At 71.8% G+C, this 22,920-nt stretch carries 23 protein-coding genes; 9 read left to right on the forward strand and 14 right to left on the reverse strand.

Features of this window, described 5'->3' with window-relative positions; genetic code table 11:
- Positions 1-26: 26 nt before the first annotated feature.
- The 4 genes from AB0M93_RS45005 to AB0M93_RS45020 all read right to left on the reverse strand — a co-directional run bounded on the left by AB0M93_RS45005 (position 27) and on the right by AB0M93_RS45020 (position 4,067).
- Positions 27-1,193, reverse strand: coding sequence for a thiolase domain-containing protein (locus tag AB0M93_RS45005; RefSeq protein WP_364286344.1), 1,167 nt, complete (start codon positions 1,191-1,193; stop codon positions 27-29).
- Entirely contained in the window at positions 1,190-2,203 is a 1,014-nt protein-coding gene (locus AB0M93_RS45010; protein ID WP_364286347.1) for a thiolase domain-containing protein, read from the reverse strand. Before AB0M93_RS45010 ends, AB0M93_RS45005 begins: the two co-directional genes overlap by 4 nt.
- Positions 2,204-2,210: 7 nt before the next feature.
- Complete coding sequence (locus AB0M93_RS45015) at positions 2,211-3,188, reverse strand: OB-fold domain-containing protein (RefSeq protein ID WP_364286350.1); 978 nt, start codon at positions 3,186-3,188, stop codon at positions 2,211-2,213.
- Between the two features lie 90 nt (positions 3,189-3,278).
- Positions 3,279-4,067 (reverse strand): crotonase/enoyl-CoA hydratase family protein, encoded by a 789-nt coding sequence (locus AB0M93_RS45020; protein WP_364286353.1) that lies wholly within the window; start codon positions 4,065-4,067, stop codon positions 3,279-3,281.
- 61 nt (positions 4,068-4,128) lie between these two features.
- Here AB0M93_RS45020 and AB0M93_RS45025 point away from each other — a divergent pair, with 61 nt between their 5' ends.
- Both AB0M93_RS45025 and AB0M93_RS45030 read left to right on the forward strand, forming a co-directional pair.
- On the forward strand, positions 4,129-5,745 hold the full coding sequence (locus AB0M93_RS45025; RefSeq protein ID WP_364286356.1) for an acyl-CoA synthetase: 1,617 nt from the start codon (positions 4,129-4,131) through the stop codon (positions 5,743-5,745).
- 13 nt (positions 5,746-5,758) lie between these two features.
- Positions 5,759-6,859: a nitronate monooxygenase family protein gene (locus AB0M93_RS45030; RefSeq protein WP_364286359.1), complete on the forward strand. Its 1,101-nt coding sequence runs from the start codon at positions 5,759-5,761 to the stop codon at positions 6,857-6,859.
- A gap of 57 nt (positions 6,860-6,916) precedes the next feature.
- Here the strand turns inward: AB0M93_RS45030 and AB0M93_RS45035 are convergent, their stop codons facing one another.
- Both AB0M93_RS45035 and AB0M93_RS45040 read right to left on the reverse strand, forming a co-directional pair.
- Positions 6,917-7,723 (reverse strand): serine protease, encoded by an 807-nt coding sequence (locus tag AB0M93_RS45035; RefSeq protein ID WP_364286362.1) that lies wholly within the window; start codon positions 7,721-7,723, stop codon positions 6,917-6,919.
- A gap of 124 nt (positions 7,724-7,847) precedes the next feature.
- Entirely contained in the window at positions 7,848-9,059 is a 1,212-nt protein-coding gene (locus AB0M93_RS45040; RefSeq protein ID WP_364286365.1) for an APC family permease, read from the reverse strand.
- Positions 9,060-9,139: 80 nt separating this feature from the next.
- Between AB0M93_RS45040 and AB0M93_RS45045 the strand changes: the two genes are divergently transcribed.
- From AB0M93_RS45045 to AB0M93_RS45060, 4 genes are all read left to right on the forward strand, one after another.
- Positions 9,140-9,916, forward strand: coding sequence for a GntR family transcriptional regulator (locus tag AB0M93_RS45045; RefSeq protein WP_364286368.1), 777 nt, complete (start codon positions 9,140-9,142; stop codon positions 9,914-9,916).
- A gap of 124 nt (positions 9,917-10,040) precedes the next feature.
- Positions 10,041-10,544, forward strand: coding sequence for a hypothetical protein (locus tag AB0M93_RS45050; RefSeq protein ID WP_364286371.1), 504 nt, complete (start codon positions 10,041-10,043; stop codon positions 10,542-10,544).
- A 115-nt stretch (positions 10,545-10,659) separates the two neighbouring features.
- Complete coding sequence (locus tag AB0M93_RS45055; RefSeq protein ID WP_364286461.1) at positions 10,660-11,169, forward strand: hypothetical protein; 510 nt, start codon at positions 10,660-10,662, stop codon at positions 11,167-11,169.
- 180 nt (positions 11,170-11,349) lie between these two features.
- Positions 11,350-12,012, forward strand: a complete 663-nt coding sequence (locus tag AB0M93_RS45060) for a hypothetical protein (RefSeq protein WP_364286374.1) — start codon at positions 11,350-11,352, stop codon at positions 12,010-12,012.
- 48 nt (positions 12,013-12,060) lie between these two features.
- Here AB0M93_RS45060 and AB0M93_RS45065 read toward each other — a convergent pair whose 3' ends face one another.
- From AB0M93_RS45065 to AB0M93_RS45080, 4 genes are all read right to left on the reverse strand, one after another.
- Positions 12,061-13,713: a fumarate hydratase gene (locus AB0M93_RS45065; protein ID WP_364286377.1), complete on the reverse strand. Its 1,653-nt coding sequence runs from the start codon at positions 13,711-13,713 to the stop codon at positions 12,061-12,063.
- A 651-nt stretch (positions 13,714-14,364) separates the two neighbouring features.
- Positions 14,365-15,396, reverse strand: coding sequence for a sigma-70 family RNA polymerase sigma factor (locus AB0M93_RS45070; RefSeq protein WP_364286380.1), 1,032 nt, complete (start codon positions 15,394-15,396; stop codon positions 14,365-14,367).
- A 289-nt stretch (positions 15,397-15,685) separates the two neighbouring features.
- A complete protein-coding gene (gene dtd / locus AB0M93_RS45075; RefSeq protein ID WP_364286383.1) occupies positions 15,686-16,111 on the reverse strand; it encodes a D-aminoacyl-tRNA deacylase in 426 nt (141 codons plus the stop codon).
- Positions 16,108-17,610, reverse strand: a complete 1,503-nt coding sequence (locus AB0M93_RS45080) for a methyltransferase (RefSeq protein WP_364286386.1) — start codon at positions 17,608-17,610, stop codon at positions 16,108-16,110. The genes dtd and AB0M93_RS45080 overlap by 4 nt, the downstream gene beginning before the upstream one ends.
- Positions 17,611-17,638: 28 nt before the next feature.
- On the opposite strand from AB0M93_RS45080, the gene AB0M93_RS45085 reads away from it, so the two are divergent.
- Positions 17,639-18,904 carry an amidohydrolase gene (locus AB0M93_RS45085; protein ID WP_364286389.1) on the forward strand — a complete coding sequence of 422 codons (1,266 nt, stop codon included), beginning with the start codon at positions 17,639-17,641 and terminating at the stop codon, positions 18,902-18,904.
- A gap of 38 nt (positions 18,905-18,942) precedes the next feature.
- Positions 18,943-19,257, forward strand: coding sequence for a DUF3099 domain-containing protein (locus AB0M93_RS45090; protein WP_364286392.1), 315 nt, complete (start codon positions 18,943-18,945; stop codon positions 19,255-19,257).
- A gap of 51 nt (positions 19,258-19,308) precedes the next feature.
- Here the strand turns inward: AB0M93_RS45090 and AB0M93_RS45095 are convergent, their stop codons facing one another.
- From AB0M93_RS45095 to AB0M93_RS45110, 4 genes are read right to left on the reverse strand one after another with little or no spacing between them, the layout of a single operon-like run.
- Positions 19,309-20,181, reverse strand: a complete 873-nt coding sequence (locus tag AB0M93_RS45095) for a carbohydrate kinase family protein (protein ID WP_364286395.1) — start codon at positions 20,179-20,181, stop codon at positions 19,309-19,311.
- Complete coding sequence (locus AB0M93_RS45100) at positions 20,178-21,083, reverse strand: pseudouridine-5'-phosphate glycosidase (RefSeq protein ID WP_364286398.1); 906 nt, start codon at positions 21,081-21,083, stop codon at positions 20,178-20,180. Before AB0M93_RS45100 ends, AB0M93_RS45095 begins: the two co-directional genes overlap by 4 nt.
- A 9-nt stretch (positions 21,084-21,092) precedes the next feature.
- Positions 21,093-21,710 (reverse strand): HD domain-containing protein, encoded by a 618-nt coding sequence (locus tag AB0M93_RS45105; RefSeq protein ID WP_364286400.1) that lies wholly within the window; start codon positions 21,708-21,710, stop codon positions 21,093-21,095.
- Positions 21,710-22,498 carry a sporulation protein gene (locus tag AB0M93_RS45110; RefSeq protein ID WP_364286403.1) on the reverse strand — a complete coding sequence of 263 codons (789 nt, stop codon included), beginning with the start codon at positions 22,496-22,498 and terminating at the stop codon, positions 21,710-21,712. The genes AB0M93_RS45105 and AB0M93_RS45110 overlap by 1 nt, the downstream gene beginning before the upstream one ends.
- A gap of 68 nt (positions 22,499-22,566) precedes the next feature.
- On the opposite strand from AB0M93_RS45110, the gene AB0M93_RS45115 reads away from it, so the two are divergent.
- Entirely contained in the window at positions 22,567-22,809 is a 243-nt protein-coding gene (locus tag AB0M93_RS45115) for a DUF3039 domain-containing protein (protein ID WP_034284335.1), read from the forward strand.
- Positions 22,810-22,920: the final 111 nt, after the last annotated feature.

Consider the following 22,920-nt stretch of genomic DNA (forward strand, 5'->3'; position numbering starts at 1 on the left):
AGGCGAGTTCTAACTCGCCTTATCACTCACGAGCCGGGCTTCTCCGAGCCGACCAGCCACATCGAGAAGTACTGCGAGCCGCCGCCGTAGGCGTGCCCGAGAGCGCGGCGCGCGCCGTCCACCTGGTAGTCCCCGGCCCGGCCCATGACCTGCTTCGCCGCTTCGGAGAACCGGAGCATGCCGGACGCGCCGATCGGGTTGGACGAGAGCACCCCGCCCGACGGATTGCACGGCAGCCGGCCGCCGATCGCCGTCTCGCCCTTCTCGGTGACCTTCCAGCCCTCGCCTTCGGGCGCGAACCCCAGGTTCTCCAGCCACATCGGCTCGAACCACGAGAACGGCACGTAGATCTCGGCGACGTCCACTTCGGACATCGGGTCGGTGATGCCCGCCTCGGCCCACAGCGCGGCCGCGGCCTCGCGCCCGGCCCGGGGGTTCACCTGGTCGCGGCCGGCGAACGTCGTCGGCTCGGTGCGCATCGCCGTCGCGTGGATCCACGCCGCGCCGCCTTCGACCGCGTCCCCGGCGGCCTCGTCACCGAGCACCATCGCGCACGCGCCGTCGGAGGACGGGCACGTCTCGTCGTAGCGGATCGGGTCCCACAGCATCTGCGACGCCCGCACCGACTCGACGGTGATGTCCGGCTGCCGCAGGTGGGCGTACGGGTTGAGCGCGCCGTTGCGCCGGTCCTTCGCCGCGACGATCGCGCCGACGTGCTCGGGCGCGCCCGAGCGGCGGATGTAGGACCGCACGTGCGGCGCGAAGTAGCCGCCCGCGCCGGCCCCGACCGGCATCTGGAACGGCGGCAGGATCGACAGGCCCCACATCGCGTTCGACTCGGACTGCTTCTCGTAGGCCACGGTGAGCACCCGGCGGTGCACGCCCGCCTGGATCAGCGACGCCGCGACCAGGGCTGTCGAGCCGCCCACCGAGCCCGCCGTGTGCACGCGCAGCAGCGGCTTGCCGGTCGCCCCGAGCGAGTCGGCGAGGAACAGCTCGGGCATCATCACGCCCTCGAACAGGTCCGGGGCCTTGCCGAGCACGACGGCATCGATGTCGGCCCACTCCACCTGGGCGTCGGTCATCGCGCGGTCGATCGCCTCGCGCAGCAGGCCCGGCATGGAGACGTCCTGCCGCTTGGCGCGGTGGTGCGTCTGGCCGGTGCCGAGCACGGCGGTGAGCTGCTTGGTCATCGGGCCTCCAGCACGGTCACCAGGTTCTGTTGCAGGGCGGGCCCGCTCGTCGCGTGCGCCACGGCCTTGCGGGATTCGCCGCTGTGGATGCGGGCCGCCGCCTCGCCGATGCGGGCGAGGCCGGCGGAGAACATCGGGTTCGCGGCGAGCGCGCCGCCCGAGGGGTTGAGCTGCACGCCGTCGCCGAGCCCGAGTGCGGTCCGCAGGATGAGCTCCTGGTGCGTGAAGGGTGCGTGCAGCTCGGCGAGGTCGGCGCCGTCGAGGTCGAGCGCCTTCGCCGCGGCCTCGGTCGACGGGCTGCGGGTCAGGTCGCGGGCGCCGAGCACGGGGGAGTCGACGCGGTGCTCGATCCCGGTGATCACCGCGGGCCGTTCGACGATGTCCCGGGCGCGATCCACAGTGGACAGGACGACCACGGCGGCGCCGTCGGTGATCGGGGCGATGTCGTGCCTGCGCAGGGGGTCCGCGAAGTACGGTGCGTCGAGGAGTTCGGTGACGTCCTTGCCCGTACTCCGCGCGGCCACCTCGGCGAGGTCCTTTTCGGACCACAGCCCGGCCTCCAGGCCCAGGCGCGCCTGGATCCCGGCGATCGACACCGAGTCCGGCCACAGCGGGGTGACGACGTACGGGTCAAGCTGCAGGGCGAGCACCCGGCGCAGCTGCCCGGCGCTGGACTTGCCGAAGCCGTAGACGAGCGCGGTCTCGACCTCGCCCATCTTGATCTTCAGCCAGGCTTCGTAGAGCGCCCAGGCGGCGTCCATCTCGACGTGGGACTCGTGGATCGGCGGGAACGCGCCGATCGCGTCGACCGCGGCGATGAACGAGAACGCCCGCCCGGCCAGGTAGTCCGACGAGCCGGAGCACCAGAAGCCGATGTCCTGTTTGGACAGCCCGGTCTGCGCGAAGACCTCGGCGAAGATCGGGACGAGCATCTCCACGCCGTTGGTGGTGCCCGGGGTTTCGCGGACGTTCGGGGCCTGCGCGAAGCCGGCGATCGCGACGTCTGGCATCAGGACCTCACAGGTGGTGGGCGAAGGTTTCGTAAGCCGCGTCGGGCTCACCGGTCGGCTCGAAGTGACTGATGTTCTCCAGCGACGTCCACCACTGCTCGCGCGGCTTCCACGCGGCGCGCACGCGCATGCCCATCTTGACGTCTTCGGCGGCGCAGCCGAGGACGAGGTGCAGGAAGGCGATGTCGGCTCCGTCGAGCAGGATGTACGCGGCGACGTAGGGCGGCTTGATCCGCTGGCCGAGGAACGGGACGTTGACGATGCAGAACGTCGTCACGATGCCGGTGTCGGGCAGCTCGACCTCGTCGGTGGTCGGCACGCCGTCGGTCGGGCAGGCCCCGCGCGGCGGGATGTAGACCTTGCCGCAGGCGGGGCAGCGCTGGCCGATCAGCTTCCCCTCGGCGAGCCCGCGCAGGTAGCGGCTCTCCTCCGGCGACGCCGAGTGCATGTACTTCAGGTGCACCGGCGTGATGATCACGCTGACCGGCGCACCCTCTTCGCGCTCGGCGACCGGGGGCGCGGGTTCGGTCGGGGTGGTGTCTTCGGCGCCGGCCGGGAGGAAGTAGGCGATGTCCCGGATGTGCCCGACGGTCTCCCCGGCCCAGCGGACGCGCACCCGCTGTCCACTGTGGATGTTCTCGGGCGAGCCGGCGTCGACGGCGTGCAGCATGGCGGTGTCGGCCCCGTCGAGCTTGACGAGCGCCCAGGCGAAGGGCCGGTTCAGCGGCTGCCCGTCGAGCGGTTCCGGGCACCACGACCAGGACACGACCGTGCCCTCTTCGCCCACGGGGACGAACTCGCCGAGCGGCTCGGCGGTCACGGGGTCGTACTCGACCGGCGGAACGTGCACCCGGCCGTCACTGCCGCGGATGCCTTCGATGCGGCGGTCGCGCAGCCCGGTGACGAACCGGCCGAGGACGGGTCCGGTGGAGCGGGTGTAGTCGAAGCCGACGTTCAGCGGTGCCGCAAGCGGTGTCTCGGTCACGTCGTTGAGTGAAACATGTTCTTGTTCTACCGACAAGGTTCCTCCACAGGCCGGTCCGATCCACAAGTAACGCGTTCTAGGCCAGCGGCATCAGCGGCCCTGGAAGTCCGGCTTCCGCTTCTCCGAGAACGCCCGCGGCCCCTCCTTGGCGTCCTCCGACGCGAAGACCTCGATCCCGTACTGCGAGTCCAGCTTGAAGGCCTCCTCTTCGTGGAGACCCTCGGTGTCGCGGATCGTCCGCAGGATCGCCCGCACGGCCAGCGGCCCGTTCGCGTTCACCAGCGAAGCCAGCTCAAAAGCGCGCGAGAGCGCGGTTCCGTCCGGGACCACGTGCCCGATCAACCCGATCGCCAACGCCTCCGACGCGGACAAGTGCCGTCCGGTCAGCAGGATGTCCGCGGCCACCGTGTACGGGATCTGGCGCGGCAGCCGCACCGCCGAGCCGCCCATCGGGAACAGGCCCCAGCGGGCCTCCGACACCCCGAACCGGGCCGACTCGCCCGCCACGCGGATGTCCGTGCCCTGCAGGATCTCGGTGCCGCCCGCGATCGCCGGGCCCTCGACCGCCGCGATCAGCGGCTTCGTCAGGCGCCGCCCTTTCAGGAGGCCCGGGATGCGCGAAGGGTCGAACTTGCCCGAGGCGAACGACTCCGACGGCGAGTTGCGGGACATCGACTTGAGGTCCGCGCCTGCGCAGAACGCGCCGCCCGCGCCGGTCAGGATGCAGCTGCGGATCGAGTCGTCGGAGTCGACCCGGTCCCAGGCGTCGACCATGATCGACATCATCTCGCCGGTGATCGCGTTGCGCGCCTCGGGCCGGTTCATCGTGACGACGAGGGTCTGCCCCTCCTGGGACACCAGCGCGTGCGGTTCACCCACGGAAACCTCCTGAAGGAGCAGTGCCATTGCCCGGAACGATAACATGTTCTACTTTGAGGGCGTGGCACTCAACATCGCGGATCTTCTGGAGCACGCCGTCGACGCCGTGCCGGAGCGCGTCGCGGTCGTGTGCGGCGACCGGCAGGTCACCTTCGCCGAACTGGACGCGCGGGCCAACCGGCTCGCCCACCACCTCGCCGCGCACGGCGTGGGACGCGGATCCCACATCGGGGTCTACTCCCGCAACTCGATCGAGGCCCTGGAGGCGATGATCGCGGCGTACAAGCTGCGCGCGATCGCCGTCAACGTCAACTACCGCTACGTGCACGGCGAGCTCGTCTACCTGTTCGACGACGCCGAGCTCGTCGCCCTCGTGCACGAACGCACCTTCGCGGACAAAGTGGCCGCCGTCCTGCCGGAGACGCCGAAACTGAAACACGTTGTCGTGATCGACGACGGCAGTGACGGCGACTACGAGCGGTACGGCGGCGTCGACTACGAGGGTGCCCTCGCGGCGCAGAGCCCCGAGCGCGACTTCGAGGAGCGGAGCAACGACGACCTCTACATCCTCTACACCGGCGGCACCACGGGCTACCCGAAGGGCGTGCTCTGGCGGCAGGAGGACGTCTGGCGGGCCCTCGGCGGCGGGATCAACTTCGTCACCGGCGAGTACGTCCCCGACGAGTGGACGCTCGCCGAGCAGGGCAAGGCGGGCAGCCTGAGCAGGCTGCCCGCCGCGCCGCTCATCCACGGCGCCGCGCAGTGGGCCGCCTTCGGCGCGCTGTTCACCGGCAGCCCGGTGGTGTTCGTGCCGCGGTTCGACGCCCACGAGATCTGGAAGGCCGTGCAGGAGCACAAGGTCCAGGTCCTCACGATCGTCGGCGACGCGATGGCCCGGCCGCTCATCGAAGCCCTGCGCGAGGGCGGCTACGACGTGTCGTCGATCGTTTCGATCTCGAGCCACGCGGCGCTGTTCTCCCAGTCGGTGAAGCAGGAGTTCGTCGAGCTCGTGCCGCACGCCTTCATCACCGACGCGATCGGCTCGTCGGAGAGCGGGTTCACCGGGATCGGCGTGGTGGCCAAGGGCACCGACCACAGCGCGGGCCCGCGGGTCACCTTCGGCCTGGACGCGATCCTGCTCGACGACGACGGCAACGTCGTCGAGAAGAAGCCCGGCGCGATCGGGCTGATCGGCCGCCGCGGGCACGTCCCGCTCGGGTACTACGGCGATCCCGAGAAGAGCAAGAAGATCTTCGTGGAAGTTGACGGCGTCCGGTACGTCGTGCCGGGCGACTACGCCCGTTACGAGGAGGACGGCACCGTCACGCTGCTCGGCCGCGGCTCGCAGTGCGTCAACACCGGCGGCGAGAAGGTCTACCCGGAGGAGGTCGAGGGGGCGCTCAAGTCGCACCCCGACGTCTTCGACGCGCTCGTCATCGGCGTCCCGGACGAACGGCTCGGCCAGCGCGTCGCCGCCGTCGTCCAGCTGCGCGAGGGTGCCGGCGCCGACCTGGCCGGGCTCCAGGAGCACGTCCGCGACCGGATCGCCGGGTACAAGGTGCCGCGGACGGTGTGGCTGGCCGGCGAGATCGGCCGCTCGCCCAGCGGCAAGCCGGATTACCCGTGGGCCCAGCGCTACGCCGCCGAGCACGAACCGGCCACGGCCCAGCCCGTCTGAGGAGGACTCGACAGTGCGGACACCCCTGTGCGACCGGCTCGGCATCGACCTGCCGATCATCGGGTTCACCCCGTCGGAGCACGTCGCCGCGGCGCTCAGCCGCGCCGGCGGGCTCGGCGTGCTCGGCTGCGTGCGGTTCAACGACGCCGCCGAGCTCGACCGGGTGCTCACCTGGATGGACGAGAACACCGGCGGGAAGCCTTACGGCGTCGACATCGTCATGCCGGCGAAGGTGCCCGCGGAGGGCACCCAGGTCGATCTGGCGAAGATGATCCCGGACGGCCACCGCGCGTTCGTCGACCGCGTGCTGAAGGAGCTTTCGGTGCCGCCGCTGCCGGACGACACCGACGAGCGCGCGGGGGTGCTCGGCTGGCTGCACTCGGTCGCCCGGTCGCACGTCGAGGTCGCGCTGAACCACCCGATCAAGCTGATCGCCAACGCGCTCGGCTCGCCGCCGGCGGACGTGATCGGCCAGTGCCACGACCGCGGTGTTCCGGTCGCGGCGCTCGCCGGCAAGGCCGAGCACGCGGTCCGGCACGTCGAGAACGGCGTCGACTTCGTGGTGGCGCAGGGCTACGAGGCCGGCGGGCACACCGGTGAAATCGCGTCCATGGTGCTGGTGCCGGAGATCGTCGACGCCGTCGACGTGCCGGTGCTCGCCGCGGGCGGGATCGGCTCCGGCCGCCAGGTGGCCGCGGCGCTCGCGCTCGGCGCGTCCGGCGTCTGGATGGGCTCGATGTGGCTGGCCACCGAGGAGTACCTGCAGACGATGGGTGAATCGGTGGCGATGCAGCAGGCGCTGGTCGCGGCCTCGTCGTCCGACACCGTGCGGACGCGGATCTACACCGGCAAGCCGGCCCGGCTGCTGAAGACCCGCTGGACCGAGGCGTGGGCCGCGGCCGACGCGCCCGAGCCGTTGCCGATGCCGCTGCAGAACCTGCTGGTTTCCCACGCCCACAACCGGATCCACGCGGCGAACGACCCGAGCGTGGTGTCGATGCCGGTCGGCCAGATCGTCGGCCGGATGAGCCGGGTCCGCCCGGTCGCCGACGTCGTCGCCGAGCTCGTCACCGGCTACGAGGAAGCACTGTCCCGGTTGGACAAGACGCGCTGAACGAACGCGGGAAGGGCCCCCGCCGCGGCGGGGGCCCTTCCTCGTGTGCGAAACCGGTTACAGCGAGGCGGCCGCGGCGGCGATCTTCGCCGCGAACGTGCTCACCTCGGTGTAGACGCCGGGGGCGTGCGGCCGGGCGCAGCCGTCGCCCCAGGACACGATGCCGACCTGGATCCAGGCGTTGTTGGCGTCGCGGCGGAACATCGGGCCGCCGGAGTCGCCCTGGCAGGTGTCGACGCCGCCGGAGGCGAGGTTGCCGGCGCAGATCTCCGCGCTGGGGATCAGGTCGGGGTAGCTGCCGCCCTGGGCGGCGCAGGTGGCGTCGTCGACGAACGGGACGGTCGCCTTCAGCAGGTAGCGCTGCTGGGAGCCGCCCTCGGTCGCCGCGCCCCAGCCCGCCACGGTGAACGTGCCGGAGTTGTACGCCGACGTCGTCGCGATCGGCATCGTCGCCAGCCCGCTGACCGGGCTGGCCAGCTTGATCAGCGCCCAGTCGCCACCGGTCGAGGTGCCGTAGGTGGGGGACTGGTAAACGTAGGTCGAGCGGATCTTCTGCGCGCTGGAGCTCTGCAGGTCGACCACGCCGACGGTGGCGGTGATCGAGGTGTTCGAACCCGTCCGGCTGACGCAGTGCGCCGCGGTCAGGACGATCTGCTTGGTGTAGAGCGCGCCGCCGCAGCCCATGGAAAGCCGGACCATGAACGGGAATTCGCCCTGGGCCGCGCGGGTCCCGCCGACGACGTCGGTGGACGGCGGCTGGGCGGCGGTGGCGATCGCCGGGGTGGCGAACGACGCGGCCGCGGCGACCGCGGCCAGTGCGGTGGTGGCGTTTCTGAGCAGGGTGAACCAGCGCTTGGGAGCCAAGGGGATCAGTCCTTCCAGTGTCCACAGTGGAGACCGTTGCCGTCGGCGGCCCCCCGACTACACCAGGTGGTCGAGACCGGGACAACCGACTTTCTTCGGATCTTTCGGGCAGTTGGGTGATTTCTCACCGGCGGAACCGGCGAACACCATAGGCCGAAGCGCCGAGCAACAACGCGGCGCAGCCGGCCAGTACCGACGGCAGCGGCAGGCTGAACGCCAGCACCACGCACCCGGCCAGCCCCACGACGGCCCGCACCTTCCCGGGCAACGTGAGCGCGGCGGCGTTGGCGATGGCGTAGTAGGTCAGGACGGCGAAGGACGAGAAGCCGATCGCCGACCGCAGGTCGATCGACGCGGCGAGCACCGCGACGACGAGCCCGACGGCGAGCTCGGCCCGGTGCGGCACCTGGTAGCGCGGGTGGACGGCGGCGAGGAACCGGGGGAGGTGGCCGTCGCGGCTCATCGCCAGCGTCGTGCGTGAGACGCCGAGGATGAGCGCGAGCAGCGAGCCGAGCGCCGCCAGCGCCGCGCCGGCGCGGACGACCGGGGCCAGCCACCCCGGGACGGCGGCGGCGATCGGGTCCGGGCTCGCGGCGAGCGCGGCCGGGCCGAGCCGGACGAGCAGCAGCACCGCCAGGGCCGCGTAGACCACCAGGGTGATGCCCAGCGCCAGCGGGATGGCGCGGGGGATGGTCCGGGCCGGGTCGCGGACCTCCTCGCCGAGCGTCGCGAGCCGCGCGTACCCGGCGAAGGCGAAGAAGAGCAGCCCGGCGGCTTCGAGCACGCCCCCGCCGCCGGGCCAGGCGACGAGCGGGCCGCCGGCGGACGGCCCGGCCGCCATCGCCACCCCCGCCGCGGTGAGCACGAGCAGGGTGCACGACACGATCACCCGCGTCGCCAGCGCCGAGCGGTGCACGCCGAAGTAGTTGACGGCGGTGAGCGCGGCGACCACCGCGACCGCGAGCACGCTCCGCCACGGCTGCCCGAGCCCCGGCGCGGCGTAGGCGACGACGGTCAGCGTCATCGCGGCGCAGCTGGCCGTCTTCCCGGTGACGAATCCCCAGCCGGCCAGATATCCCCAGAATTCACCGAGCCTTTCCCGGCCGTAAACGTAGGTCCCGCCGGATTCGGGGTGAATCGCGGCCAGCCGCGCCGACGACATCGCGTTGCAATAGGCGACGACGGCCGCGACGACCAGGGCGATGAGCAGCCCGGCGCCGGCGGCCCGCGCCGCCGGCGCGAACGCGGCGAACACGCCGGCCCCGATCATCGAGCCCAGGCCCAGGAAAACGGCGTCGGCGAGGCCGAGCCGGCGGTTGAGGGCGGTCGGACGCATCCGGGTGATCCTCCAGGTATGAGCCGTGTTGCGCACCACAGCGAACCACGGCGCGCGAGGAACCGAATAGGGTCGATTCCGTGCCCGCCCCTTCGCGTCATGACCGCCTGTCCGCCGACGGCCCCGTGCTCGACGGAATTCCCGAACACGGCCGTGTCCCGCGGTACTACGCGGTCAAGGTCGAGCTGCTGGCGGTGATCGCGGAACTCGGTGAAGGCGCGGCACTGCCCACGGAACGGGAATTGTGCGAACGGTTCGAAGTGTCGAGGGCGACCGTACGGCAGGCGGTGGGGGAGCTGGTGCTCGAGGGCAAGCTCAGCCGCCGCCAGGGCAGCGGGACCTACGTAGCCGGCCCGAAGCTCGTCCAGCCGCTGGCCCTGGTCAGCTACACCGAAGGGCTCCGGCGCCAGGGCATCCGGCCCGGCCGCAACGTCATCACGCTGGAACGCCGGCTCGCCGGCCGCGCGCTGGCCGCCGACCTGCAGGTGACGTCGGACGCCGAAGTGTTCCACCTCGAGCGGGTGCTGCTGGCCGACGAGGAACGCGTCGGGCTGGAGTCGACATACCTCCTCGTCGACCGGTTCCCTCGGCTGCTGGAGGTGTTCGATCCCGCGCAGTCGTTGTACGCGTGCCTGAGCGAGCAGCTCGGCGTGGTGTTCGACGGCGCCGAGGAGCGGGTCGAGACGGTGCTGGCGACGCCGCGGGAGGCGTTGCTCATCGGGACGAACCCGGCGCTGCCGATGCTGCTGATGCACCGGATCTCGTGGGGTCCGGACGGCATGCCGTTCGAGCGGGTGCGTTCCCTCTACCGGGGTGACCGCCTCAGCTTCACGACCCGCCTGGGCCGCAACGACTAACCGCTTGGGTGACGCCTGCTCGGGTCACCCTCGCGGGGGTGGTCCTGCTGGGCCTGGCCCGCGGCCGGGCCGCCCATCGGTGAGCGCGTGCAACCCGGCGGCCCCTCACTTCCGTCTGGCGGGTATGCGTACCACCAAACTGCTGGGCACGGGCCTGCTGCTGCTCACGGTGACGGCCTGCGCGGCGAACTCCGGCGCGGGCGCTCCGGCGGCGAGCGGTTCCGGACCCGAGACACCCACCACGTCGGCGAGCGCGCCCGGGACGGTGACCCCGACCCTGGGCCCACCGCCGTCGCAGACCGTCGGGCGGCCGACCCAGGGCATCGCGCCGGGCGATGACGTCGTCGCCGAGACGCAGGTCGACGCGCGCGGCCTGCCCGAGGGCTACCCGCGCAGTCTCACCCGCAGCCTCGACGGCCGGACGCTGACCCTGCAGGCCGAGGAGGGCGGCTGCCGCCGCGTCTCGGCGCACGTCGGCGACCAGACGGCCCAGCAGGTCGTCGTGCTGGTCGCCGTGATGTCGGCGCCGAAGGGGCAGATGTGCCCGGACTACATCCGGGAGATCAAGGTCCCCCTGGTGCTCGCCGCGCCGCTCGGCACGCGCACGGTCGTCCTCCGCCAAGGCTGACCTCCCGACGCTGGGAGGGCGCCCCGGGGTGCCCGCGGGCGCCCTCCCAGACCACGTCCGGTGCAACCCCGCGGCCCGCCCGTTCCGTCCTTGACGCATGAGGTACTTGGCGAAGATGGTCGGGACAGGCGCGTTCCTGCTGATGGCGACGGCCTGTGCCGGCCAGGACATGCCCACCAACCAGCCGAGGGGCGCCGTTTCCACGGCCCCCGCGGGCAGCTTGTCGGCGTCGACGTCGGCGTCGCCATCGGCGAGTGACCCGGTGGTGCCGCAGCCGACACCCAACCCGCCGGGCAAGCCCCGGCTGACCGTGCCCGAAGGCAGCACCCCGGTGCCGGCGGCCAAGATCGACGCGTCCGCGCTGCCCGCCGGGTTCCCGCGCGAAGTGTGGACGTCCAACGGCGGCACCATCCTCGACATCCGCGCGCAGGAAGGCGGCTGCGGCCACGCGCTCGGCGAGGCGGCCGAGCAGACGGCGGACCACGTCGTCGTCAACCTGAGCGAAACCAAGGCGCAGACCGGGCAGATGTGCACCATGGACATCCGCTACCCGGTGATCTCGGTCGCCCTGGCCGCGCCACTGGACCAGCGCACGGTGGTGCTGAAGACCACGCCGCCGAAGTGAGCCGGGAGCCGGGACCCCGGCCGGGTCCCGGCCGGTCCGGAGTGGACATTCGACGGCCAGTGGTCCGGACCACGAACGGACCGCCGTCGAAGTTGTCGAAAATTGTCAGGGCTCCCGCTGAACCGCCGCCGTGACCGGGCCGTGTCCCCGGGTGAGGTGGCGATCAGAGAGGAGGGGCCCATGCCCCGGTTGAGCAGTGGCAGGCACCGCAAGCAGGCGACCGTCGGATTGGCCGCGTTGCTGGGCGTCGCCGGCGTCACCGCGACCGCCATCGCGCTGAGCAGTCCCGCGGGCAACGCGGCCGAAGCGCCCAAGGAGAACTGCGGTGGGCTCGACACCGCGCTGCAGAACAACCTGAACTTCATCGCGGGCCAGCAGGCGAACCCGGACGCGCAGTCGGCCGCCCGGATCGCCAACCGGCAGGCGGTGGTCGACCTGATCCAGCAGCGGCGCCAGGTGGCGGGCTGCACGGCGAACGTCGCGGCGAACAACGGCCAGGCCGCCGCCGCGCCCGGCAACGCGCCGGGCAAGGCGCAGGCCCCCGGTCAGCAGAAGAAGCAGGAACAACCGGCCGCCGGGGCGGGCGCGGCGGTGGGCCAGGTCGTCTGCCCCGGATCGACCGTGACGCTCTCGGGCGAAGCCGGCGCGCCGGCCGCGTCGAGCAACCAGTTCCCGGCCGGGACGAAGCTGAAGGTCACCAACCTGGACAACTCCAAGTCCACCACGGTCGAGGTGACGTCGGTGTCGGGCAGCTGCACGCTGCTGAACAACGCGGCCTTCGAACAGGTCCGGGAACCCGGCAAGTTCCTCATCCGGCGCGCGCGGATCGAGCGCGTCGGCTGAGGGAGGAGGGGACACCGGCGGCGGGCCGGTGTCCCCTTCCCTTGTCCGCTAACGGAAGCTGATCTGCAGCACCGGATCGCCGGTGCTGGCGAAGAAGTCGTTGCCCTTGTCGTCGATGACGACGAACGCCGGGAAGTCCTCGACCTCGATCTTCCAGACGGCTTCCATGCCGAGCTCGGCGTACTCGAGGACGTCGACCTGCTTGATGCAGTCCTGCGCGAGCCGCGCGGCCGGGCCGCCGATCGAGCCGAGGTAGAACCCGCCGTGCGACTGGCACGCGTTCGTCACCTGCTTCGAGCGGTTTCCCTTGGCCAGCATGACGAGCGAGCCGCCGGCGGCCTGGAACTGCTCGACGTAGGAGTCCATCCGCCCGGCCGTGGTGGGCCCGAACGACCCGGACGCGTAGCCCTCGGGCGTCTTCGCCGGGCCGGCGTAGTAGACCGGGTGGTTCTTGAGGTAGTCCGGCATTTCCTCGCCGGCGTCGAGGCGTTCGGCGATCTTCGCGTGCGCGATGTCCCGGGCGACGACCAGCGGCCCGGTGAGCGAAAGCCGCGTCTTGACGGGCAGCTGCGAAAGCTGCGCCCGGATCTCGGCCATCGGCCGGTTCAGGTCGACGGCGACGACGTCGTCGGAGAGGTCTTCCTCGGTGACGTCGGGCAGGAAGCGGGCGGGATCGCGCTCGAGCTGCTCGATGAAGACGCCGTCGGCGGTGATCTTGGCCTTGGCCTGCCGGTCGGCCGAGCAGGAGACGGCGATGCCGACGGGGCAGCTGGCACCGTGCCGGGGCAGCCGGATGACGCGGACGTCGTGGCAGAAGTACTTCCCGCCGAACTGGGCGCCGATCCCGAACTGGCGGGTCATCTCCAGCACCTGCTGCTCGAGATCGGGGTCGCGGAAGGCGTGCCCGAGCTCGGAGCCCTCCTGCGGCAGGTTGTCGAGGTAGCGCGCGGAGGCGAGCTTGGCGACCTTGAGGTTGAACTCGGCGGACATCCCGCCGACGACGATCGCGAGGTGGTACGGCGGGCAGGCGGCGGTACCGAGGCTGCGCAGCTTCTCGTCGAGGAAGCGCGCGAGCCGCTTCGGGTTCAGGACGGCCTTGGTTTCCTGGTAGAGGAAGGTCTTGTTGGCGCTGCCGCCGCCCTTGGCCATGAAGAGGAACTCGTAGGTCGGGTCGCCGTCTTTGTGGTAGAGCTCGATCTGCGCGGGCAGGTTGGTGCCGGTGTTGCGCTCGTCCCAGAAGTTGACGGGCGCCATCTGCGAGTACCGCAGGTTCAGCTGCTGGTAGGCGTCGAAGATGCCCTCCGAAAGGGCGCGTTCGTCGTCACCACCGGTCAGGACGCCCTCGCCGCGCTTGCCGATGACGATGGCGGTCCCGGTGTCCTGGCACATGGGCAGCACACCGCCGGCGGAGATGGCGGCGTTGCGCAGCAGGTCCATCGCGACGAACCGGTCGTTGCCGCTGGCTTCGGGGTCGTCGACGATCGCCCGCAGCTGCTGCAGGTGTGACGTGCGCAACAGGTGCTGGATGTCGGTGATGGCGGTGCGCGCGAGCGTGGTGAGCGCCTGGGGCTCGATCTTCAGGAAGGTGCGCCCGGCGGCTTCGACCGTCTCGACGCCCTGGTCGGTGACCAGCCGGTATTCGGTGGTGGTGTCCTTGCCCAGCGGGAGGACTTCGGTGTGCTGAAACGTGGTGGACGGCACTGCCAGGCTCCTTTGCCAGCTCCGGGATCGGTCCACCCTACGCAGGCAGGTCGGCAACCGAACAGAAGCACCCGGCCACTGTGGGCCACCCCACGAACCACGACGCACCCCCCGCCCTCCCTGGGGGGCGTGCCCTTGTCCAGCTTATCGGGGGCGCCCGACGAAAAAGCCGGGAAAAGCGGTCGCCCGGGCTTGGTTGTCCACAACACCGCGGGGCTGTGGACAACCAGCCGGCTGTGGTGGCGGGGGAGGCATGGGTGGTCGGTTCGCGCATCTGACCTGTCGGCTGGCGTACCTGGAGAGTCGGGTCGCGAGCCGACCGTCTGTGGGCTTGGCCGGCCGGGTGCGCTGCGGGGGAGCTGGTCGGGAGGCCGGGTCCACCCCGACGGACCCGACCTCCCGGGGAAAGCTCCCGGATGCGTGCACACCCGGTCGCGAGGCCTGCGCCGGCACTTCGAGGCTGTCGTGACGCAGGTCATAAGTCAACGCCGCCGAACGGGTGCTGGCGGAGGGTTGCTACCCAGGTGGGTGAACGGCGAAACCCGGCTTTCGTGGAGAATTTTCCGGCGGGGCCGAACGCCTGGTCACCGGGGGTGCGAAGACACGAAAAAAGGGCGGGTGCCGTTCTGGCACCCGCCCCTGGAGAACTGATCAGCTGGCGTACGCGCGGAGCCGGTCCGCGCGCTCGCCCTGGCGGAGCTTCGACATGACCTCGCGCTCGATCTGGCGGACGCGCTCGCGGGACAGCCCGAAGTGCTTGCCGATCTGGTCGAGCGTGCGCGGCTGGCCGTCGTCGAGGCCGTAGCGCAGGCGGATCACGTGCTGCTCGCGGTCGTCCAGCGTCGCCAGGACACGGCGCAGGTCGTCCTGGAGCAGGCCCGAGATCACGGCGCTCTCCGCGTCCGTCGCCTCGGAGTCCTCGATGAAGTCGCCCAGCGGGGCGTCCTCTTCCGTGCCGACCGGCATGTCCAGGCTTACCGGGTCACGCGAGTGGTCGAGCAGGTCCGAGATCTTGTGCGCCGGGATGCCGGACTCGGCGGCCAGCTCCTCGTGCGTCGCGTCGCGGCCGAGCTGCTGGTGCAGGTCGCGCTTGATGCGGGCCAGCTTGTTCACCTGTTCCACCAGGTGGACCGGCAGCCGGATGGTGCGGCCCTGGTCGGCCATCCCCCTGGTGATGGCCTGGCGGATCCACCAGGTCGCGTAGGTCGAGAACTTGAACCCCTTGGAGTAGTCGAACTTCTCCACCGCGCGGATCAGACCCAGGTTCCCCTCCTGGATCAGGTCGAGCAGCGGCATCCCCCGGCCGGTGTAGCGCTTGGCCAGCGAGACCACCAGGCGGAGGTTGGCCTCCAGCAGGTGGTTCTTCGCCACGTGGCCGTCCCTGATCAGGGCGGCCAGCTCGGTGCGCCGCTTGGCCGTGAGGTCCTCGGCCGTGTCGAGCATGTGCTGGGCGAACACCCCGGCTTCGATCCGCTTCGCCAGCTCGACCTCGTCGGCCGCGCTCAGCAGGGCCGTCTTGCCGATGCCGTTGAGGTAGACGCGGACGAGGTCGGCGGCGGGGCTCTGGGCGTCGAGGTCGGCGTCGGTGAGCGCCCCCACGCTCATCGACGGCTCCTCGGACACCTGAGCCGGGATGCGCTCGCGAATCCCGCGCGACTCGCGTTCGAGAGTCTGGACTGACATTCTGCCTCCCCGGTCACGGGCTGAACGTGCTGCTGCGGTCGTCCACCGGGTGCGTACCCGCGGACCGGGGCCTGTGGAGCCCGGTACGCCGGTCCGGCCGGCTTGGCTGGACATCTGGCACAACGCTCCGGGTTCCCAAAACGTTCCCGGCTCGTCATAGGAGAAGACGGCTGCGGGAGCGATCCGGTTGCTGAACCAATGCTGAGCTTTTGCTGAGAACGTTCCGTGATGGGGGAAACCTGAGAATTCCCTATGAATCCGGCCGGAAACCGAACCGAATCGTAATGGTCTAGACCTCCACGAGAACCGTGAACGGACCGTCGTTGACGCTCGAGACCGCCATCATGGCCCCGAAACGACCCGTCGCGACGGTGGCGCCGCGCCCGCGCAGCTCGGCCACGACGGCGTCCACCAACGGCTCGGCGACCTCCGGCCGGGCGGCCTGCGTCCACGACGGCCGCCGCCCTTTCTTCGTGTCGCCGTAGAGCGTGAACTGGCTCACCACGAGCAACGGCGCATTCGCCGTGGCGCATGATTCCTCGTCGCGCAGCACCCGCAGTTCGTGCAGTTTGCGCGCCATCGTGGCGGCCTTCGCGGCATCGTCGCCGACGTGGATTCCCAGCAGCACAAGCAAACCCGGCTCGTCGATCGCGCCGACGACCTCCCCCTCGACCGTCACGTCCGCCCGCGTGACGCGGGCCGCGACCGCCCTCACCGGTCCGCCGGGACGAGCATGCCGTGGCGGACGAGCTCGCGGACGACGGGCAGCGCGGCGGCCGCCAGCTCCTCGGACGACAGGCCCTGCGCGGCCGCGAGGAGCTCGATCAGGTCCTCCAGCGGCAGCGCACCGCGGCAGCCCGCCAGCAGCCGCGTGGCCAGCTCGTCGACCTCGTGCTGCCAGCCCGGCCCGTCGGTGCGGTGCAGCCGCCGCACGGTCGTCGCCCACCCTTCGTCGCCGGGTGCTTCGACGCTTTCGAGCAGAACCGTGTCCGGCACCACGAACCGGACATCGAGCAAAGAATCACCCGATTCGCGCAGCCATTCCACCCGGTCCAGCCAGCCCGCCGCTTCCGGGCCCAGCGGGTCGTCGTAGGCCTGCCGCAGGTCCTCGCACACCACCGTGGGGGTGCGCCCGGCCGCGCGCCGCAGCGTGACGAACCCGAAGCCGATGCCCCGGACGTCGTTCGCGGCGAACCAGTCCAGCCACGCCGCCGCCTTCGCCCGGCCCTCGGGCGAACGCGGGTCCAGGCCCGCGTCCCGCAGCCACGTGCCGACGTAGAGCGCCGGATCGGCGACGTCCCGCTGCACGAACCAGGCGTCGGTCTCCGCGGGCAGCCAGCGGCTCACCCGGTCGGCCCAGTCTTCGCGCGAGGTGTGCAGCCAGGAGGCGAGCAGGTGGCCGGTGCCGCCGTCGTTGAGGAAGCCCGGCAGCTGCCGCACGACCAGCGCGCTCGCGTCGTCGCCGGCCAGCCCGGAGTCGCGGTAGGTGTAGTCGACCCGCGCCGGGCCCACCACGAACGGCGGATTGCACACGACCTGGTCGAACCGCCGCCGCGCGACCGGCGCGAACCATTCGCCGCGGACCAGCTCGACGTCCAGTTCGTTGAGCCGGAAGGTCGCCGCGGCCAGCGCGAGGGCCCGTGCGGAGACGTCGGTGGCGGTGACGCGCTGCGCGTGCCGGGTCGCGTGCAGCGCCTGGACGCCGTTGCCGGTGCCCAGGTCGAGCAGGGTGCCGACCGGACGGCGGCTCGTCGCGCGGATCAGCGACAGCGACGCGTGGCCGACGCCGAGCACGTGGTCCTCGGGCACGGTGGTGCCCAGCACGTCGGCGTCGAGGTCGGACACGACCCACCACGAGCCTTCCTCGTCACCGTGGGGCCGGATGTCGAGTGCGGCCCGGTAGCCGTCGGCGACGGCCGCCAGCACTCCCGCGGCCACGGCGTCCTCGGGCGAGAGCGGCGCGAAGGCGGCCTTGACGGCGGTCTCCGGCTCGGTGCCGCCCAGCAGGAACAGCCGGATCAGCGTGCCGAGGTCACCGGCGTCCCGGCTCGCGCGTTCGGCCGGCACCGGCTCGCCGCGGCCGAGCGCCGCGTGCGCGGCCCCGCCGAGGGCCGCCACCACGCCGTCGGCGTCGTAGGCGGTGCGCCGGAAGGCCTCGCGCAGCCGCGCGCAGACGTCGTCGGACAGGTCGGGCAATGCGCTTCGCGTGCTCACGGTGGGTAATGCTGCCACGATGGTCCCCGTGACCCTTGAACGCGTCCTCGCCCCGCTCGACGCGGCGCTGCCCGAGCTCGAAGCGCTGTACATCGACCTCCACCGGCACCCGGAGCTCTCCTTCGCCGAGACCCGGACGGCGGCCGAGCTGGCCCGGCGCCTGGAGGCCGATGGCTACGAGGTGCACACCGGGATCGCCGGCACCGGCGTGCTGGGCGTGCTGCGCAACGGCGAGGGGCCGACGGTCCTGCTGCGCGCCGACATCGACGCGCTGCCGGTCGAGGAGAAGACCGGGCTGTCCTACGCCAGCACCGCCCGCGGCACCGACGAGCACGGCAACGACGTCCCGGTCATGCACGCCTGCGGGCACGACATGCACGCCACCTGGCTGTCGGGCGCCGCCGCGCTCCTCGCGAAGGGCCGCGACACGTGGTCCGGCACGCTGCTGGTGGTGTTCCAGCCGGGGGAGGAGAGCGCGGGCGGCGCCGCGGCGATGGTCCGCGACGGCCTGTTCGACGTCGCAGGCAAGCCCGACGTCGTGTTCGGGCAGCACCTGGTGCCCGGCCCGGCCGGCTGGGTGCTCACCCGGCCCGGCGTGATCATGGCCGCCACCGACACGCTGCGCGTCACCCTGCACGGCCGCGGCGGGCACGGCTCGCGCCCCGAGACGACCGTCGACCCGGCCGTGCTGGCCGCGTCGGTGGTGCTCAAGCTGCAGACGATCGTGTCGCGGGAGATCGCCGCCACCGACTCGGCCGTGGTCACCGTCGGTTCGCTGCACGTGGGCACCGCGGCCAACGTGATCGCCGACGACGCCGTCCTGGAGGTCAACGTCCGGTCCTTCGACCAGGCCGTGCGCGAGCGGGTGCTGACCGCGGTCGAACGGATCGTCAACGGCGAGGCGGCCACGGCCGGGGCGCCGAAGCCGCCGGAGATCGAGCGGGCCGGCGCGTACCCGATCACCGAAAACGACGAAGCCGCCAACGCCGCCCTCACCGAGGTCTTCCGGGACCGGTTCGGCGCCGACATCGTGCTGCCGGCCCCGCTGGTCACCGGCAGCGAAGACTTCAGCGAGTTCGGCCGCGCGGCCGGCGTCCCCTCGGTGTTCTGGCTGGTCGGCGGCTACGACCCGCAGACGGTGATCACCGCGATGACCGAGGGCCGGTTCGAGCGCGACATCCCGTCCAACCACTCGCCGCGCTTCGCCCCGGTGCTGCACCCGACGCTGCGCACCGGCATCGAAACCCTCGTCGTCGCCGCGTTGAGCAAGATGCGTCACCCCGGTGTCGGATGAACCGCGCAAGTGGGACGATGGACAGCGGAGGTGGTGCAGTGACCATGCCCGCCAACGACTCGGACCCGGTGCTGATCACCGGGGCGGCCCCGTCGTACGAACAGCAGCTCGCCGCGCGCAAGCGCAAGTACGTGATCATGATGGGCTGCCGCATCCCGTGCCTGATCGCGGCCGGGCTGACCTACCACGTGTGGTGGCTGGCGCTGGGCTTCCTGGCGATCTCGGTGCCGCTGCCGTGGGTCGCGGTGCTGATCGCCAACGACCGCCCGCCCCGCAAGTCCGAGCACGTCTCGACCTACCAGCGCGAGGCGAAGGCGATCGAAGGCACCAGCCACCGCGTCATCGACGGCTGAGCCCTGCCGCGGGTCGTGAGTGGTAAGGCGAGTTAGAACTCGCCTCACCGCTCACGACGGCTGGGGGCCCACCTTCCCGACGGCCAGCGCGCCCAGCCGCGTGCCGTGCCGCAGGATGTCCACAGTGGACTCCCCGGCCAGCCAGCCGGAGAGCACCCCGGCGTCGAAGGCGTCGCCCGCGCCGGTCGAGTCGATGCACTCCGCCTCGACCGCGGGCACGCTGGTGACGCCGCCCGCGTCGACCCAGCTGGCCCCGCCGAGCCCGGCGGTGACGACCACCGCGCCGACCGTCCCGAGCAGCTCCTTCGCCGACGCCGGGTCCGCCGAACCGGTCAGCGCGACCAGCTCTTCGGTGTTCGGCATCAGCAGGTCCACCCCGCGGACGTCGTCGAGGAACGCCGCCGGGTCGGTGATGTGCGCGGCGGCCTGCGGGTCGACCGACGTGGTCAACCCCGCCTCGCGAGCGGCCGCCAGCGCCGCGAGACCGGCCGCGCGCGACGGCGGGTCGAGCAGCACGTACCCCGACAGGTGCAGGTGGCTCGCTCCGGCCAGCGCTTCCGGGGTGACGTCCTCGGGCGCGAACCGCTGGTTCGCGCCGCGGTCGGCCAGCATGCTGCGCTGCCCGGACCCGTCGACCATGACGACGACGCAGCAGGTGGGCGCCTCGGGGTCGACGGCGAACGCGCACCGCACACCCGCCGCCTCCAGCTCGGCCCGGATCAGCCGGCCGCCCGGGTCGTCGCCGATCCGCGCGACCAGTGTGGTTTCCGCGTCCAGTGACCGCAGCCACAGCGCGGTGTTGGCGCCCGCGCCGCCGCCGGTGAAGCGGATCTTCGCGCGGGCGTCGCCGCCGTGCGGCAACGGCTTGTCGTGCCGGGCGATCACGTCCAAAGCCGCGTCGCCGACCACCACGATCCCGCTCATGCCAAAGCCACCGCGACTTCGGTGGCCAGCTTGGCGTTGTTCAGCACCAGCGCCTCGTTCGCGTCGATGCTCACCCCGCCGCTCGCGGTGTGGAAGTGCTCCAGCAGCACCGGCGTGACGTCGGCGCCGTGCACCCCCCGCGCTTCGACGAGCGCGAGGCCCTCGGCGAGCAGCCGGTCGTGCAGCTCTTTGTCCATTTCGGACGCCTCGGGGATCGGGTTCGCCAGCAGGACGCCGGAATTCGCGTACGCGCGGTGAGCGTCGATGACGGCGGCGGCCTGCTTCGGGTCGTCGACCCGCCAGCCGACCTGGTGGCCCGAAGAGCGCAGGTAGAACGCCGGGAAGTCGTCCGTGCGGTAGCCCAGCACCGGCACCGAGTTCGTCTCCAGCACTTCGAGGGTGGCCGGGATGTCGAGCACCGACTTCACCCCGGAGCAGACGACGACGGTCGGCACCTTCGCCAGCACGCCGAGGTCCGCCGAGACGTCCCAGGATTGCGCGGCCCCGACGTGCACACCGCCGAGCCCGCCGGTGGCGAACATCCCGATCCCCGCCGCGGCGGCCAGCGCCGACGTGCTCGCCACGGTCGTCGCGCCCGAGCGGCCGAGGCCGACGGCCGGGCCGAGGTCGCGCAGCGACAGCTTGTCCAGCCCGGCGTCCGGCGCGCAGACGCGCTCGAGTTCGGCGGGGGAGAGGCCGACGACGACCCGCCCGTCGAGCACCGCGATCGTGGCCGGCACGGCACCGCCGTCGCGGACCACGCCTTCGAGCCGGCGGGCGACGTCGAGGTTGCGGCCCGGCGGCAGGCCGTGGGACAGGATGGTGCTCTCCAGCGCGACGACGGGGTGCCCGTCACGCAGCGCCGAGGCGACCTCTTCGTGCAGCGAGAGTGCGGTAGTCACGAGGGACCATCATCGGTGATCGCCCCGCGCGCGGCGCCAGTGGGTCAGCTCGGCGGTCAGGTTGTTCCGGGCGGCGCTCGCCCAGCGTGTCCGGGCGGCTTCGCTGCGGTAGAGCTCGCGTCCGAGCATGCGCTCCAGGACGGCGATACGCCCTTCGCACCAGACGTCGTCGGGGTACTTCGCGTACTCCTCGCGCACTCCGCGGGCGTACGCCGCGTACTGCTCTTCGGACGCTCCGAGGATGGCGAGGTCGGCGTCGAGGAGGGCGGTGGCCAGGAGGTCGTCCGGCGGTGCGTCGTGCCCGATGGTGGCGAGGATCAGGCCTTCGACGCGCTCGACGTGCGCTTCGGCCACCCCGGCCAGGGCTTCGCGGGCCCAGGCGGCGCTGGCGCGTTCGTCGTCGCCGGGCTTCGCGTCGTACACGACGTCGTGCGTCCAGGCCGCGACAGCGACGATCGCGCGGTCCGTTTCCCCGAGGCCCGCCGCCAGCCAGGCGGAGTCGCGCGCGACGGCGGCCGCGTGCTCCAGCGTGTGATAGCGGCGGTGCGGCTCGGCGTAGCGCGCTTCGAGCCGCGGCCAGGCGCCGGGATCGCCCCCGAGCTGGGTGACCGCTTCGGGCAGGAGCATCAGTCGAAGATCCCGCGCGGCCGCGCGACCTGGTCGAGCCAGCCCTCGAGCTGCTGCTCCCAGCGCACGTCCGGCCGCACGGTGAACATCCCGAGGAAGTCCTGGCCGCGGCCGCCGAACCCGCCGGTCTTGCTCACCCGGACCCGCTTGGTGACCTCCAGCACGACGTCCGTGCGCTCGGCCGACGTCAGGAAGGTGACCGCGACCTGGGAGAACGCGCTCACGAAGCGGGGCGAAGGCGCGAAGCGGATCTCCTGGAAGAACGGCAGCTGCTGACTGGCGCCGTCGATCCGCCCCTGCTCCAGGACGGCCTCCCGGAAGATGAAGCCGGTCCGGCTGAGCGCGTCGAGGACCCGCTTCTGCGCCGGGAGCGGCTCGATCGCGACGGCGTCGGCGTCGAACGGATCGCTGACCGCGGCAGCCAGGTCCAGTTCGGCCCGGACACCGACCGCCATGCCGGCGAGCGGCTTGGCGTAGACGCTGGTCACCGGCGTCTCCCAGGGCAGGGTGAGCTCGAACGGCACCCGGATCTGCTGCCCGGCCCGGATGACTTCCCGGCCCACCAGCTGCCGCGAACCGAAGGGGAGGTCTTCGGTCTTGTCCTCGCCCGGCACCTGCACGCGGGCCAGCAGCGTCACCGCGAGCCCCTTGATCTCCTGGTCGACCTCGCCGCCGAGCAGCAGCACCTCGCCGTGCAGCGGACGGCCGGGGGCGGCGGTCCGGTCGAGGAGACGGGCGTCGATCCGCGCCCCGCCCGAGCCGAACGTCGCGAGCACCTTCTGGAACATGCCCGGGATCCTGCCAGGCCGAGGGGCCGATCGCGGAAGGTCCGGCGGGACTCGGGCACAATGGCCGGGTGAGCACCGAGACGCTGACGAAGCCGGAAACCACGCCCGAGGGCACGGACACCACCGACGACGACACGCCGAAGATGTTCCACTACGTGAAGAAGAACAAGATCGCCGAGAGCGCGGTCATGGGCACTCACGTGGTGGCGCTCTGCGGCGAGGTCTTCCCGGTGACGAAGTCGCCGAAGCCCGGGTCGCCGGTCTGCCCGGCCTGCAAGGAGATCTACGACAGTCTCCGCCCGGGGAAGTGAGCCCGGCCTGAACCCCCGGCGGGGTGCACCCGCCGGGGCTTTCTGCTGTCCGGAAACGGACAGGTAGCCGAACAAACGTGAAAAACCTTCATTCGGTGGGTGCGCCGGGTG

This window comes from Amycolatopsis sp. NPDC051102 (assembly GCF_040682815.1).
Taxonomy (GTDB): Bacteria; Actinomycetota; Actinomycetes; order Mycobacteriales; family Pseudonocardiaceae; genus Amycolatopsis.

What these genes read in the sequence shown, in the direction of transcription:
- AB0M93_RS45005 (WP_364286344.1), bottom strand. Translation starts at nt 1,193, where the DNA reads ATGACCAAGCAGCTCACCGCCGTGCTCGGCACCGGCCAGACGCACCAC.
- AB0M93_RS45010 (WP_364286347.1), bottom strand. Translation starts at nt 2,203, where the DNA reads ATGCCAGACGTCGCGATCGCCGGCTTCGCGCAGGCCCCGAACGTCCGC.
- AB0M93_RS45040 (WP_364286365.1), bottom strand. Translation starts at nt 9,059, where the DNA reads ATGCGTCCGACCGCCCTCAACCGCCGGCTCGGCCTCGCCGACGCCGTT.
- AB0M93_RS45050 (WP_364286371.1), top strand. Translation starts at nt 10,041, where the DNA reads ATGCGTACCACCAAACTGCTGGGCACGGGCCTGCTGCTGCTCACGGTG.
- AB0M93_RS45055 (WP_364286461.1), top strand. Translation starts at nt 10,660, where the DNA reads ATGGTCGGGACAGGCGCGTTCCTGCTGATGGCGACGGCCTGTGCCGGC.
- AB0M93_RS45060 (WP_364286374.1), top strand. Translation starts at nt 11,350, where the DNA reads ATGCCCCGGTTGAGCAGTGGCAGGCACCGCAAGCAGGCGACCGTCGGA.
- AB0M93_RS45070 (WP_364286380.1), bottom strand. Translation starts at nt 15,396, where the DNA reads ATGTCAGTCCAGACTCTCGAACGCGAGTCGCGCGGGATTCGCGAGCGC.
- AB0M93_RS45095 (WP_364286395.1), bottom strand. Translation starts at nt 20,181, where the DNA reads ATGAGCGGGATCGTGGTGGTCGGCGACGCGGCTTTGGACGTGATCGCC.
- AB0M93_RS45105 (WP_364286400.1), bottom strand. Translation starts at nt 21,710, where the DNA reads ATGCTCCTGCCCGAAGCGGTCACCCAGCTCGGGGGCGATCCCGGCGCC.
- AB0M93_RS45110 (WP_364286403.1), bottom strand. Translation starts at nt 22,498, where the DNA reads ATGTTCCAGAAGGTGCTCGCGACGTTCGGCTCGGGCGGGGCGCGGATC.